The 13,276-nt window shown below is 71.3% G+C and carries 10 protein-coding genes; 2 read left to right on the forward strand and 8 right to left on the reverse strand.

Going from position 1 to position 13,276, the window contains the following annotated elements; translation table 11 throughout:
• Nucleotides 1-253: 253 nt before the first annotated feature.
• From alaS to DVR05_RS03515, 5 genes are all read right to left on the reverse strand, one after another.
• A complete protein-coding gene (gene alaS / locus DVR05_RS03495) occupies nt 254-2,926 on the reverse strand; it encodes an alanine--tRNA ligase (RefSeq protein WP_116244350.1) in 2,673 nt (890 codons plus the stop codon).
• A gap of 217 nt (nt 2,927-3,143) precedes the next feature.
• Nucleotides 3,144-3,431 (reverse strand): hypothetical protein, encoded by a 288-nt coding sequence (locus tag DVR05_RS03500; RefSeq protein ID WP_157982380.1) that lies wholly within the window; start codon nt 3,429-3,431, stop codon nt 3,144-3,146.
• Between the two features lie 187 nt (nt 3,432-3,618).
• Nucleotides 3,619-4,140, reverse strand: a complete 522-nt coding sequence (locus DVR05_RS03505) for a tetraspanin family protein (RefSeq protein ID WP_116244352.1) — start codon at nt 4,138-4,140, stop codon at nt 3,619-3,621.
• A gap of 309 nt (nt 4,141-4,449) precedes the next feature.
• Nucleotides 4,450-4,731, reverse strand: a complete 282-nt coding sequence (locus DVR05_RS03510; protein WP_116244353.1) for a hypothetical protein — start codon at nt 4,729-4,731, stop codon at nt 4,450-4,452.
• Nucleotides 4,728-5,120 (reverse strand): DUF948 domain-containing protein, encoded by a 393-nt coding sequence (locus DVR05_RS03515; protein ID WP_116244354.1) that lies wholly within the window; start codon nt 5,118-5,120, stop codon nt 4,728-4,730. The genes DVR05_RS03510 and DVR05_RS03515 overlap by 4 nt, the downstream gene beginning before the upstream one ends.
• A gap of 367 nt (nt 5,121-5,487) precedes the next feature.
• Here DVR05_RS03515 and DVR05_RS03520 point away from each other — a divergent pair, with 367 nt between their 5' ends.
• Entirely contained in the window at nt 5,488-7,080 is a 1,593-nt protein-coding gene (locus tag DVR05_RS03520; protein ID WP_116244355.1) for a serine/threonine-protein kinase, read from the forward strand.
• On the opposite strand, the gene DVR05_RS03525 is transcribed toward DVR05_RS03520, so the two are convergent.
• Nucleotides 7,070-8,407, reverse strand: coding sequence for a replication-associated recombination protein A (locus tag DVR05_RS03525; protein ID WP_116244356.1), 1,338 nt, complete (start codon nt 8,405-8,407; stop codon nt 7,070-7,072). The two genes, DVR05_RS03520 and DVR05_RS03525, sit on opposite strands and share 11 nt — an antisense overlap.
• A 23-nt stretch (nt 8,408-8,430) precedes the next feature.
• Nucleotides 8,431-10,470 (reverse strand): SpoIIE family protein phosphatase, encoded by a 2,040-nt coding sequence (locus DVR05_RS03530; RefSeq protein ID WP_116244357.1) that lies wholly within the window; start codon nt 10,468-10,470, stop codon nt 8,431-8,433.
• 600 nt (nt 10,471-11,070) lie between these two features.
• Here DVR05_RS03530 and DVR05_RS26895 point away from each other — a divergent pair.
• Nucleotides 11,071-11,211: a hypothetical protein gene (locus tag DVR05_RS26895; protein ID WP_198659026.1), complete on the forward strand. Its 141-nt coding sequence runs from the start codon at nt 11,071-11,073 to the stop codon at nt 11,209-11,211.
• A gap of 158 nt (nt 11,212-11,369) precedes the next feature.
• Here the strand turns inward: DVR05_RS26895 and aspS are convergent, their stop codons facing one another.
• A complete protein-coding gene (gene aspS, locus DVR05_RS03535; RefSeq protein WP_116244358.1) occupies nt 11,370-13,142 on the reverse strand; it encodes an aspartate--tRNA ligase in 1,773 nt (590 codons plus the stop codon).
• Nucleotides 13,143-13,276: the final 134 nt, after the last annotated feature.

A 13,276-nucleotide genomic window follows, 5' to 3' on the forward strand; every position in this document is an offset into this window, starting at 1 on the left:
CGGTTCCGGCGGCCCGCATGTCCCGTCCGAGTGTATGCCACCCACGTGGGATGTCCGGGCAGGCCGCTTTCTGACGGAGTGTTCCACTACGTACCGTGGTGGCCCGGCACGCGCTGGTACACGGGAACGCGAAGGCGGGTGCGGAACCGGTTCCGCACCCGCCTGGCGTGTCGTGTTCGTCGTGGTCCTCCGCCGCGCTTCGGACCGTGTTCGGGCACCCCGAACGGCGTCCGAACGTCAGACCCCTGGGACCTCAGGAGGCGGCCACGCGCGCCTCCACCGCGCGCAGCGCCTCGTCGACCTTGCCCGGGTCGCTGCCGCCGCCCTGGGCGATGTCCGGCTTGCCGCCGCCGCCGCCGCCGAGCGCGCGCGCCGCGAGGCCGACCAGTTCGCCCGCCTTGATCCCGGACTTCTGCGCCGCCTTGTTCACCGCGATCACCACGACCGGACGGTCCTTGGGCACCGACGTCATGGCGACGACGACGGGCTCGTCCTCGCCGAGCCGCCCGCGCACGTCGAGGACGAGCTTGCGCAGGTCGTCGGCGCTCGCACCGTCGGGCGCCGGGGTGGCGACCACCCGGGCGGAGCCGTGGCGGCGCGCGCCGTCGGCGATGGATCCCGCCGCCTGGAGCACCTGGGCGGCACGGAGACGCTCGATCTCCTTCTCCGCGGCCTTCAGGCGGGAGACCATGGCGTCGATCCGCTCGGGCAGCTCCTCACGCGGCGTCTTGAGCTGTTCGGAGAGCTGCCCGACCAGGGCCGACTCCTTGGTCAGGCGGCGGAAGGCGTCGACGCCGACGGCGGCCTCGACACGGCGCACGCCCGAGCCGACGGAGGACTCGCCGAGCAGCTTGACGATGCCCAGCTTGCCGGTGGAGCCGACGTGGGTGCCGCCGCACAGCTCGATGGAGTAGTCGCTCATCTCGACCACGCGGACGCGGTCGCCGTACTTCTCGCCGAACATGGCCAGGGCGCCCATCCTCAGCGCCTCGTCCAGGCTCTTCTCCTCGGTCTGGACGTCGATGTCGCCGGAGAGGACGTGGTTGACCTCCTCCTCGACGCTCGCCAGCCGTTCCCCGCCGAGCGGGTTGTCGGCGGTGAAGTCGAACCGCAGGTGGCCGGGGCGGTTCTCCGACCCCGCCTGGCCCGCCGAGGGGCCGAGCGCGTTGCGCAGGGCGGAGTGGATGAGGTGGGTCGCCGAGTGGGAGCGCTCGATCGCGTGGCGGCGGCCCGTGTCGATGGCCGCGTGCACGGTGTCGTCCAGGACGACCTCGCCCGAGCGCACGGTGCCCCGGTGTACGAACAGGCCCGGCAGGGGCTTCTGGACGTCCTCGACCTCCACCACGCCGCGACCGTCGACGGTGAGCGTGCCGGTGTCGGCGATCTGACCGCCGCTCTCGGCGTAGAACGGTGTGCGGTCGAGGACGATCTCGACCTTCTGTCCGGCGCGCGCCACGGGCACGCCCTCGCCGTCGACCACGATGCCGCGTACGAGCGACTCGCTCTCGGAGTCGGTGTAGCCGAGGAAGTCGGTGTCCCCCGCGTTCTCGTGCAGCTTCGCGTACAGGGAGATGTCGGCGTTGCCGAGTTTCTTGGCTCGCGCGTCGGCCTTGGCGGTCTCGCGCTGGCGCTGCATGAGCTCGCGGAACTGGCCCTCGTCGACGCTCAGGCCCTGCTCGGCCGCCATCTCCAGGGTGAGGTCGATGGGGAAGCCGTAGGTGTCGTGCAGCTGGAAGGCGTCCGCGCCGGAGAAGACGGTGCCGCCCCCCGCCCGGGTGCGCTCGGCCGCCCGGCTGAACAGGGCCGTGCCCGCGCGCAGGGTGTCGGCGAAGTTGCGCTCCTCGGTGTCGATGACGCCGTGGATGACCTCCGCCTTGTCCAGCAGGTCGGGGTAGATGTCCTTCATCGCGTCGATGCTGACGTCGGTCAGCTCGTGCAGGAAGAGGGTGTCGCTCTCCCCGGACAGCAGGCGCAGGTTGCGGACGGAGCGGCGCAGGATGCGGCGCAGGACGTAGCCCGCCTTCTCGTTGCCGGGCTTGACGCCGTCGCCGACGAGCATGACGGCGCTGCGGACGTGGTCGGCGACCACGCGGAGCATCACGTCGTCGTCGTGGTTCTCGCCGTAGCGGGTGCCGGTGAGCTCGGCGGCGCGGTGCAGGACACGGCCGATGATGTCGGTCTCGTAGATGTTGTCGACGCCCTGGAGGACCGCCGCGAGCCGTTCGAGGCCCAGACCGGTGTCGATGTTCTTCTTGGGCAGTTCGCCGAGGATCGGGAAGCCGCTCTTGTCGCCGCCCTCACCCCGCTCGTACTGCATGAAGACGAGGTTCCAGATCTCGATGTAGCGGTTGTCGTCCGCCGCGGGACCGCCCTCGGCGCCGTACTCGGGGCCGCGGTCGTAGAAGATCTCCGAGCACGGGCCGCAGGGTCCGGGGACGCCCATGGACCAGTAGTTCTCCTCCATGCCCATGCGCTGGATGCGCTCGGGCCGGACGCCGACCTTGTCCCGCCAGATGGCCTCGGCCTCGTCGTCGTCGAGGTAGACGGTCACCCACAGCCGCTCCGGGTCGATACCGAAGCCGCCGTCCTCGACGGGTGTGGTGACCAGCTCCCACGCGAGCGGGATCGCCCGCTCCTTGAAGTAGTCGCCGAAGGAGAAGTTGCCGAGCATCTGGAAGAAGGTCGCGTGTCGGGAGGTCTTGCCGACCTCCTCGATGTCCTTGGTCCGGATGCACTTCTGGACGCTGGCGGCGGTGGAGTACGGGGGCGTGCGCTGGCCCAGGAAGTAGGGCTTGAACGGGACCATGCCTGCGGGCACCAGCAGCAGGGTCGGGTCCTCGGCGATCAGGCTTGCCGAGGGCACGACGGTGTGTCCGTTCTTCTCGAAGAAACTGAGGAAGCGGCGCGCGATCTCTGCCGTCTCCATTGATGCCCTCCTGTGCTTGCCTGCGCCGCCCGGGGCGGCGTGGGGGTCCCTCGGGACCGTCGTGACGCGTGATCTGGTGACCGGCCCATCGTAGAGGGGACCGCACCGCACGCGCGCGTGGTCTGCGGTGGCCGCCGGGGCCCGTGCTGATGACGACAACGGCGGCAGCCTGGTTGTTCCAAGGCTTCGGGTGTTGGTCCAAGGCTATCGCCGCTGGCTACCGCGCGGGTCCCCGGCGGCCTCGGCGGAAGTACGCGCGACCGTCCGAGGTCATCAGGAGCGCGACGGCCGGGATGGCGAAGAACCCGAAGGTGGCGGCCGGGAGGAAGCCGAGCACAGCGAGGAGCAGCGCGAACGGAATCGACAGGGCGTGGAAGGCGACCGCGGACCAGCGCACGATCGGCCCGCCGCCCCTGAGCGGGGAGGCCGGGGAACCGGAGGTGATCCCCCACCCCGACGTGGCCAGGAGCACGACGAGCGCCTGTGGGGGGATCGGTTTCCACACCGGCCAGGAAGGCGCTGCCCGGATGGAGGAGGTACGAACCGTACGCCCCGGCGGTCAGCAGCTCCAGGAGGGCTCCGACGATCATCACGGTCCCGGCCGTCGTCACGACCACGGGTATCCGCCCGGCGGCCCGTGACCGCCGGGCGAAGCCGGTAGCCGCCGCGGTCCGTGGTGTGGGGGGTGGGGGTTACCTCGGACCGTGGCCGTTGGGAGTGGCCATCGGCGGCTGGGGGTGGGCCGGGTGTCCGCCGTGCGGCTGGGCCGGTCCGTGTCCCCACGGAGCCGGGGCGGCCCGCTCCGACGCCTTGCGGTAGTAGCTCCCCGTGGACGGGAGGAGAACGAGGATCAGACTCAGGAGCCAGAACACTGTGACCGGCCCGGTCTCACCAGGCGGATCCAGCCCCGCCTCCACGTTGAGGGCGAACGTCACCACCATGAGGATCAGGCCCAGGGCGAAGAAGGTCACGAGGGACCACCTGACGACCGGGCCACGGCGGCGTGCGAGGAACCCCAGTGTGAGGGCGACCAGCGCGAGGACGATGCCCCCGACCGCCCCCACGAGAGTGCTGACGAACACCTCCGCGGGCATGTCGTCGGGGGCCAGCGGGGCCGTGAGGAGCACGAAGACTCCGCCCAGCAGACTGAGCCCGGCGTAGACGAACAGGAGCACCTGGACGGTTTTGACCGCTCCCGGCACCCGCGGTGACATGGGGTACTGGTACCCCGGGACGGGTGTCCAACCGGGCTGGGGCGCGTGGCCGGGCGCCGGAGCCCGGCCGGGATGGACCGGCTGTCCCGCGTACGCCGGGGGTCCGGCGTGAGGGGCGGGGCCGGACTGGCGCGGGGGCCGCGGCACGGGGCCCGGCTCGTGCGGGAACTGCCCCTGCGAGGGGTTGGGGTTCACTGCGTACCTTCTCGTGGTGTGGGATCGGGACCCGAGAACCCTACTGAGTGTTCCTGACGAATCACGAAAAGTACGGGTCGCGCACGGGGAGCACCGTGCGCGACCCGGTGCCCGTCACCGGCCGGGCAGACGCTCCGGCGCCTCCTGCCGCGCGGGCAGCGCCGCACGCCCCCTCATGGGCGCGTAGCGCGCCAGGAGCTCGGCCTCCCGCTCCCGGACCTCCTCGGCCAGGTCCTCGTTGAGTTCGCGCAGGGCCCCTCGGTACTCGGTGACCTGGCCCTCGACCCGTTCGGCGATCCCGCCGGGGGTGAGCGCGCGGCGCGCCCGGTTGACCCGATGCACGACGTACCCGCCCAGCGCGGCCCCCGCCGCGAGGTAGAACAGCCTGCCGATCACCGGTTCTCCTTCCGCCTGCGGGAGCGCACGACCGCCAGGGCTCGGCGCTGCCCCATGACCCGGCGCACCGCGTAGGTGAACGAGGCCACGCGCACCAGCGGCCCGGTGACCACCGAGCGGGTCAGCGCCGTCATCGTGGACACGTCCTCGGAGGTGGCCTGCACGTTGGCGGTGATCTCCTCGACGCGTTCGAGCGAGGAGTTGGTCCGTTCCACCGTGGAGGCGACGTCCTCCAGCAACGGCGGGGTCCGGTCCCCCAGTTCCGAGACCACCGCGGTGGCCGCGTTGATGAGTTTGATGAGTTTGACGAGCGCCACGCACATGAACGTGGCCAGCACCGCCCAGACCACCGCGGCGACGAGCGCGGCGACCTCTCCTCCGGTAAGCATGCGGGCTCCGTGAGCAGATAGAGGATGACTTCGAGGGTGTGAACGGTCCCTCACGCGGGGGCGTCGAGGGGGGCTCCCGGGTGCGGGCGTCGACTGCGCCGGGTCGGGCCGCCGGGATCGTGACCGGGGCCCCGGGGTGGGTCGGAGCTCGCCGGTTTCGGCTGACCCTATCGCGTCCGGCCGCCGTCCGGCGGAGGGAACCACCGCGCGCCTCGGGACGGAACGGTCACGGGTGCATCACCAATCCGCTGGTGGGCACGGTGGGGGATCGACGGTCGCCCACTCGTCCGGGAGAATCACTACAGAATGGGATCTTCCCTATGAAGTCCAGACACTCCCCCGCGCTGGAAGCACCGACAGGACCCCCATGAGCGCTCGTCCTCCCCGAGAGATCTCCGTACTGGTACCCCCGGACCTGTCTCCCCTGTACCCCGCCGATCCCGAGCGGATCGGCCCCTACCTGGTCCTGGGCAGACTCGGCCAGGGAGCCACCGGTACCGTCTACGCCGCCGTCGACGTGACCTCGCCGTCCCCCGGTGACCGCCTGGTCGCCGTGAAGACACTGGTCTGCCCGGAACTGGACGAGCCCGAGGTCTACCCCGCCCTCGACCGGCGCCTGCGCGCGCTGTCCGGGGTCGACTCGACACGCGTGGTCACGCCCCTGACCTTCGACTCCGAGGCCAACCCCCCGTGGCTGGCCATGCCCTACGTCGGCGGGCAACGCCTGTCGCACTACGTCACCAGGCGCGGCGGCCTCGGCAGCGGCAAGCTGATCTCCCTGGCCGTCGGCCTGGCCGAGGCCCTGTCCGCGCTGCACGCGCGCGGCGTCGCCCACGGGTCGCTGCGCCCCAGCGACATCGTGGTGGGACCGGACGGGCCTCGGGTGATGGAGTGCGCCGTGGCGGCCTCGCCGGAGCGCCTGCGCCACACGGCGGCCAGTTGGACGAGCCCCGAGCGGGCCCGGGGCGGTGCCGCCGCCCCGGCGGCGGACGTGTTCGCCTGGGGCGCCCTGGTGGCGTTCGCGGGAACCGGACGCCTGCCCTTCGGTTCCCGCGAGCCGGAGGAGATCGCCGAACGCGCCGCGGCGGGCCGCTTCGACCTCGGCGACCTGCACGCGGGTCTGCGTCCGATCGTCTCCCGGGCGCTGGACCCGGATCCGGACCGCCGTCCCACCGTGGCGGAGGCGGTCGAGGCGGTACTGGACGTGTGGACGGCCGAGCTCGCGGCGGCCGCGGCCGCCGAGGAGGACGAGGAACGCGAGGACGGCGGGACGGTGGGGCGCCCCGCCCCCGACCGCGCGGAACTGCTGCGGCTGCTGGGGCACGAGTGGGAGGCCCTCGAACCGCCGGCGCGCGTGCCCGAGGTGGTACGGCTGGAGGGGCGCCTGTCCCGGCACCGGCCGCGCCGGGCCCTGTTCCTGTCCGGGACGGTGGCGCTCGCCCTCGGGATGATCGGCGGCGGCGGGTGGGTCCTCACCGGCCTGTTCTCCGACGACGAGCCCGAGGAGGCACTGGTCTCCGAGGTGGCCGAGGAGCCCTCGCCCTCACCGAGCGAGGAGGCCGAACCGCTGACCCTGGTGGTCCGGTTCGACCCCGCCGAGCAGGAGGACCCGGTGGAGGGCCCGTGGGTGTTCACCCCCGTCGACCGCGAGGACGACCCCGTGCGCGGTCAGGGGGTGCCGACCCACGAGGAGTGGGCCGAGCAGTGGGACGTGGCGGGCGAGCCCCGGGAGGCGGTCATCCGGGAGGACGCCGAGGTGCTGTGCGCGAAGTTCTGCGCCGCCCCCGACCACCTGTTCATCGACGCGGACGGGCGGGGCACCTGGGAGCTCACCGGCTCCGACTTCATCGACTACCTGTCGTGGGGTCCGGTGATGATCGTCGAGGTCACCTTCGCCGAGGGCGGCGGGGAGGACGAGCCCCGGGAGATCGTCGCGGTCACGGAGCTGTTCACGGACTGACGCCGCGCAGCACGTCCTTGATCCGGCGCAGGACCTCGCCGAACCGGCGTTCCGCGCCGTGTCCGGTGGGCCGGTAGTACTCGCGGTCGACCAGCCCGTCGGGGGCGTGCCGCTGGGGAGCGACCCCGCCCGGGTAGTCGTGGGCGTAACGGTAGCCCTCTTCGTGGCCGAGTTCGGCCGCGCCCTTGTAGTGGCCGTCGCGCAGGTGGACGGGGACCGGGCCGGCGTTGCCCGCGCGCACGTCGCCGATCGCCTCGTCGATGGCGGTGATCACGGCGTTGGACTTGGGCGCCAGGCTGATGTGGATGACCGCCTGGGCGAGGTTGATCCGCGCCTCGGGCAGACCGACCAGGTCGACCGCCTGCGCCGCGGCCACCGCGGTCTGGAGGGCGGTCGGGTCGGCCATGCCCACGTCCTCGCTGGCGTGCACGACGAGGCGCCGCGCGATGAACCGGGGGTCCTCCCCCGCCTCGATCATCCGCGCCAGGTAGTGCAGGGCGGCGTCGGGGTCGCTGCCGCGCATGCTCTTGATGAACGCGCTGACGACGTCGTAGTGCTGGTCCCCGGAGCGGTCGTAGCGGACGGCGTGCCGGTCGACGGCGCGTTCGACGTGCTCGGCGGTGACGGTGACGGGCTCGGGCCCCGCAGTTCCGGCCACCAGCGCCGCGGCCTCCAGGTAGGTCAGGGAACGGCGACCGTCGCCCCCCGCCAGGCGGACCAGGTGCTCGACGGCCTCGTCGGTGAGCGTGTAGCGACCGCCCAGACCGCGTTCCTCGGTCAGCGCCCGGTCGAGCAGCGCGCGCACGTCGGAGTCGTCCAGGGACTCCAGCGACAGCAGCAGGGAACGGGACAGCAGGGGGCTGACCACGGAGAAGAAGGGGTTCTCCGTGGTGGCGCCGATGAAGCTCACCCAGCGGTTCTCCACGGCCGGCAGGAGGGCGTCCTGCTGGGTCTTGTTGAAGCGGTGCACCTCGTCGACGAACAGGAGCGTCCGGGTGCCGTGCATCCCCAGCCGGCGTCGGGCCTCGTCGACGACGGCGCGCACGTCCCTCACCCCGGCGCTGACCGCCGACAGCTCCACGAAGCGGCGCTTGGTGACGTGGCTGACCACGGTGGCCAGGGTGGTCTTGCCGGTTCCGGGCGGACCCCACAGGAACACGGACATGGGCGCGTCGTCCTCGACCAGGCGGCGCAGCGGGCTGCCCTCGCCCAGGAGGTGGCGCTGGCCCACGACCTCGTCCAGGGTGCGGGGCCGCATACGCACGGCGAGCGGTTCCTGTCCCCGGGCGGCTTCGGCTCCGGCGTCGTCGAACAGTGTTTCGGACACCCACCCAGGGTAGGGCACGCGGGTCAGGCCACCGGCCGGTTCGCCCCGTCGGGGTCGGTGCCGGGTTCGGCGTCCGCGTCCTCGCTGATGCGGGTGATGAGCAGGGCGATGTCGTCCCCGCGGCCGGCGGGTGCCATCTCCGCCAGGACGTGCGCGGCCGCCTCGGGGTCCTCACCGTGCTCGGCCAGGGCCTCCCCGACCAGGGCGAGCCCCTCGTTCATGGGCAGCTCCGAGCTCTCCACGAGCCCGTCCGAGCAGAGCAGCAGCGTGCCGCCGGGCGGCAGGGTGCGCGTGGTGACGGCGTACTCGGTGTCGGGCAGGACGCCCAGCGGCGGCCCGGTCTCGGGTTCCCAGAGCTCGTAGCTGCCCTTGGAGGCCAGGACGACGGGCGGCTGCCCCGCCCACGCGGCCTGCATGACCCCCGTCTCCCGGTCCAGGACCAGGTAGCCGCACGTGGCGAAGACGATCTCGCCGGTCTCGGTGAGCAGACGGTTGGTCTCGCCCAGGACCACGCCGGGGTCGGACTGGTTGGTGGCGTAGGCGCGGAAGGCGACACGGATCTGCCCCATGGCGGCGGCCGCCTCGACACCGTGGCCCTGTACGTCGCCGACGAGCAGACCGACGCGGTTGTCGGGGAGTTCGATGACGTCGTAGAAGTCGCCGCAGATGCGCCAGTCGGCGCGCGAGGGCAGGTACTTGGTGGCGATGGCCATGTCGGGGAAGCTGGCGACCTGGCGCGGCAGCATGCGGCGCTGGACGGCGTCGGCGAGTTCGAGCTCGGCCTGTTGGGCCTTGATCCGCTGCAACGCCTGACCGGCCAGTCCGGCGAAGGTGAGCATGAGGGCGCGCTCGTCGCGGCTGGCGTGGTGGGGGCGGTCCCAGGTCATCTGCCACACGCCCAGGGCGACCTTGCCGTCGCCGAAGATCGGGACGGTCGCCCATGCCTGGCCGCTGACGTTGCGCATGAGCTCGACCGCGGCGGGGAAGCGGCTGATGATCTCGGCGCGGCTCTCGAAGAACCGGGGCTGGCGGTCCTGGATGACCGCGCCCATGGGGAAGTCGGTGTCGTCGGCCCGGCGGCCGTCGAGCTGTTCGATGTTGCCCCCGCGCGTGCGGGCCCCGGGCGAGGTGCGCAGCAGGCCGTCCTCGACGTAGAGGGCGGCGGCGTTGATCCCGCCGAAGATCGGCAGGAACTCCTCGCTGAGCAGGTCCATGACGTTGTCGACGGTGGTGGCCGACACGAGCTTGGACGACAGCTCGGTGACCAGGCGGCCGTGTTCGGCCTCGGTGCGGCGGCGGTCCGCCAGGCGGCGGACCAGCTGCACGTGTTCGGTGACGTCGTCCACGATGCCGACGAGCCGGTCGGGGCGTCCCGGAACGAAGCGGGCCCGCACGTGGAGGGAGCGCTCGTCGCCGAGGCGGTCGAAGACGCGGAAGCGCTGTTCGTAGTCGCGGCCGCGGAAGGCGGCCGACATGGCGTCGCGCACCCGGGCGATGTCGTCGGGGTGCACGCGCTCCAGGATGTGTTCGAGCTGGCGTTCCCCGCCCGCGAGGAGGTCGCCCAGGGGTGTGGGCCCGAACAGTTCGCGCAGGCGCCCGGTGCTCAGGTCCAGGCTCCAGAGCACCGAGTCGGAGTTGTCCGTGCGCAGTTCGCCGACCACGCGCAGGTCCGCGTCGTCGGCGGAGAGGACGTGCAGGAGCACGACCACACGGGGTTCCGGCGCATGGCCGCCCGCGGAGGGCACCGGCCGCAGGTCGACCTCGACCAGGTGGGGGCGCGCGGAGTCGGGGGACAGGCGCAGGTGGATCCGCCCGGTCCGGCTCCCGTCGAGGGCCCTGGCGTGGGCCCGCGCCCCACGGGCGGCGTCGTCACCGTCGAGGAGGTCGTACCAGGCGCGCCCGGCCAACTCCGCGGCGTCGAGCCCGACCAGCTCGGCGAAGGCCAGGTTGGCGTGCAGGATCGCGCCGTCGTCCCGGGTGAGGACCATGGGTTCGGGGGCGTGGGAGAACGCCCCCGCGAGCGCGTACTCGGAGCCATCGCCTGAGGCGCGTTTTCCGTTCACGTATGACTCATCCTCATGTCGTCTCGGACGTCACACCCGCGCCCGGACGCGGTACCCCCGGAACGTTCCCATTCGGCCCATTCTAGTGTCCGGGACCGGGCGCCTCAGGTGGGGAACCGACGGCCGTGGCCGCCGGTCGACCCCCTCACCACCCGCGTGACCTGGGCAGGCGCGGCGCATCACGGCTGGCTGGGAACAGGGGGAGCTGCCGACCCCGCCTGAGGTGGGGCTTTGACCGACCCCAGGGCGTAAATCGTTACGCTCGTGTGACTCATTGGCGCACAATGCGCTCGGCCACCGACCCGACCGCGAAAGTGGGCGGACCCACCGTTTCACCGTGCTCACTCCACAACACGTGCGAACCGCGGTTCGGAAAGGGTGATTCGCCCCCAACCGTAGGGGATGAGGGTGCCCGCCGCATCCGTAGCGGCCCACCACGGGCGGCGGAGACCGAGACCGGTCACAATTCCCGCACCAAGGTTACTCCGAATAATCCCCGAATATCGCCAAGTGACCGAATACGGCAGGTTCAAAGTCGCGCGAATCCGGGCACCGAACATGTCAGGTTCGAAAACTCGCCGGAGCCCCAAGGACGCATTCATGTACCCGGTACGCGAGGCCGCCGTCGTGGACCTGGCCGCCCACGGCACCACCTGGAACTGGACCTGCCGACTCTGCAACCACAGCAACCCCGACGACGAGGACATCTGCTGCCAGCACTGCGGAGCGATGAAGCGCTGAGGCGCCGCCCCCGCACCGCGCGGCGCGGCGTCCGCGGTCCCCGAGGACGAGGGGGCGGTGCGCGTCGCGCACCGCCCCCGGGGTACCGTCATCGCCGTCCCGGTACCCACCGCCCCTGCTCGGCGGTCACCGCCGTGGGCCTGACCCGCGTCCGGCCGTCACTGCTTCTTCTGGTGCTCGGGGGGCAGGACCGTGCGGATGTGCACGTCGTGCAGCTGCTGGTCGGAGACCGTGGAGGGCGCGCCCATCATCAGGTCCTGGGCGTTCTGGTTGAGCGGGAAGGCGATGGTCTCGCGGATGTTGGGTTCGTCCGCGAGGAGCATGACGATCCGGTCGATGCCGGGCGCGATGCCGCCGTGCGGCGGGGCGCCGAACTTCAGGGCCCTGAGCATGCCGCCGAACTCGGCCTCGACGGCCTCCTTGTCGTATCCGGCGATGTCGAAGGCCCTGTACATGATCTCGGGCGAGTGGTTCCGGATCGCTCCGGAGGACAGCTCGACACCGTTGCAGACGATGTCGTACTGCCACGCGAGGATGTCCAGCGGGTCCTGGGTGTTCAGGGCCTCCATACCGCCCTGCGGCATGGAGAAGGGGTTGTGGCTGAACGCGACGTCGCCCTGCTCGTTGATCTCGAACATCGGGAAGTCGACGATCCAGCAGAAGCGGTAGGCCTTCTCCTCGAAGAGGTCCGCGCGCTTACCCGCCTCGACGCGGACCGGCGCCATGATGCGGTTGATCTCCGCCTCGTCCTCGCTCGCGCAGAAGAAGAGGCCGTAACCGGGGCCGGCGCCCAGGGTCGACAGGAGTTCGTCGCTGATCTCGGTGACGAACTTGGCGATGGGACCGGTGAGTTCGCCGTTCTCTCCGACCTTGAGCCAGGCCAGCCCCTTGGCCCCCTGCTCGACCGCGAAGTCGCCGATGCCGTCGAAGAACTTCCGCGGCTTGTCGCCGACCCGCGGCACGGCGAGGGCACGCACCTTCTTGCCCTCGAAGGCACGGAAGTCGGTCTTGTCGAACAGCGCGGTGACGTCGAGCATCTTCATCGGCACGCGCAGGTCGGGCTTGTCCGTCCCGTACCACTCCAGGGCGTCCCGGTAGGCGATGCGGGGGTAGGGGGAGGTGATCTCCCAGCCGTCGGAGAACTCCCGGAAGACGTCGGTCATCACCTTCTCGATGACCTCGAAGACGTCCTCCTGCTCGACGAAGCTCATCTCGACGTCGAGCTGGTAGAACTCACCGGGCGAGCGGTCCGCGCGGCTGTCCTCGTCACGGAAGCAGGGCGCGATCTGGAAGTAGCGGTCGAACCCGGCGATCATCAGGAGCTGCTTGAACTGCTGCGGCGCCTGGGGAAGGGCGAAGAACTGGCCCGGGTGGAGCCGCGAGGGCACCAGGAAGTCGCGGGCGCCCTCGGGGCTGGAGCTGGTCAGGATGGGGGTCTGGAACTCGTTGAAGCCCAGGTCCGTCATCTTCTGGCGGATCGAGGCCACCACCTGGGAGCGGAGCATGATGTTGCGGTGCATCCGCTCACGGCGCAGGTCGAGGAAGCGGTAGGTGAGACGACGCTCCTCGGACGTGTTGTCCTCGGGGAAGACGGTGAGGGGGAGTTCCTCGGTGGTGCCCAGCACCTCCATCTCCGTGGCCTCGATCTCGATCTCCCCCGTGGGGAGCCCGGGGTTGACGTTCTCGTCACTGCGCGCCGCGACCCGGCCGGTGACCTGGATCACCGACTCCTTGGAGATGCGGCTGAGCTGCTCGAACACCGGGGACTCGGGGCGCGCCATGAGCTGCGTGATGCCGTAGTGGTCGCGCAGGTCGACGAAGAGCAGCCCACCGAGATCACGGCGGTTGTGCACCCAGCCCGAAAGGCGCACCTGCTGCCCGACGTGCTCCTTACGGAGCTGACCACACGAATGAGTCCTGTAACGATGCATGAGTTACCAAGTCCACTAACTACACGGCTGGGCGAGGATGCCGGGTTTCCCGGAGGCGGGCCCGACTGGAGGCACGGCATGCCCCTTGACATCTGGAATCCTACCGCCAACGGCTCGGCCGGGCCGCCCGGCCG

Source organism: Nocardiopsis sp. FIRDI 009 (genome assembly GCF_003386285.1).
Classification (GTDB): Bacteria; Actinomycetota; Actinomycetes; order Streptosporangiales; family Streptosporangiaceae; genus Nocardiopsis.

Coding starts and splice junctions, on each gene's coding strand:
- alaS (WP_116244350.1), bottom strand. CDS start 2,926: ATGGAGACGGCAGAGATCGCGCGCCGCTTCCTCAGTTTCTTCGAGAAG.
- DVR05_RS03505 (WP_116244352.1), bottom strand. CDS start 4,140: ATGTCACCGCGGGTGCCGGGAGCGGTCAAAACCGTCCAGGTGCTCCTG.
- DVR05_RS03515 (WP_116244354.1), bottom strand. CDS start 5,120: ATGCTTACCGGAGGAGAGGTCGCCGCGCTCGTCGCCGCGGTGGTCTGG.
- DVR05_RS03520 (WP_116244355.1), top strand. CDS start 5,488: ATGAGCGCTCGTCCTCCCCGAGAGATCTCCGTACTGGTACCCCCGGAC.
- DVR05_RS26895 (WP_198659026.1), top strand. CDS start 11,071: ATGTACCCGGTACGCGAGGCCGCCGTCGTGGACCTGGCCGCCCACGGC.
- aspS (WP_116244358.1), bottom strand. CDS start 13,142: ATGCATCGTTACAGGACTCATTCGTGTGGTCAGCTCCGTAAGGAGCAC.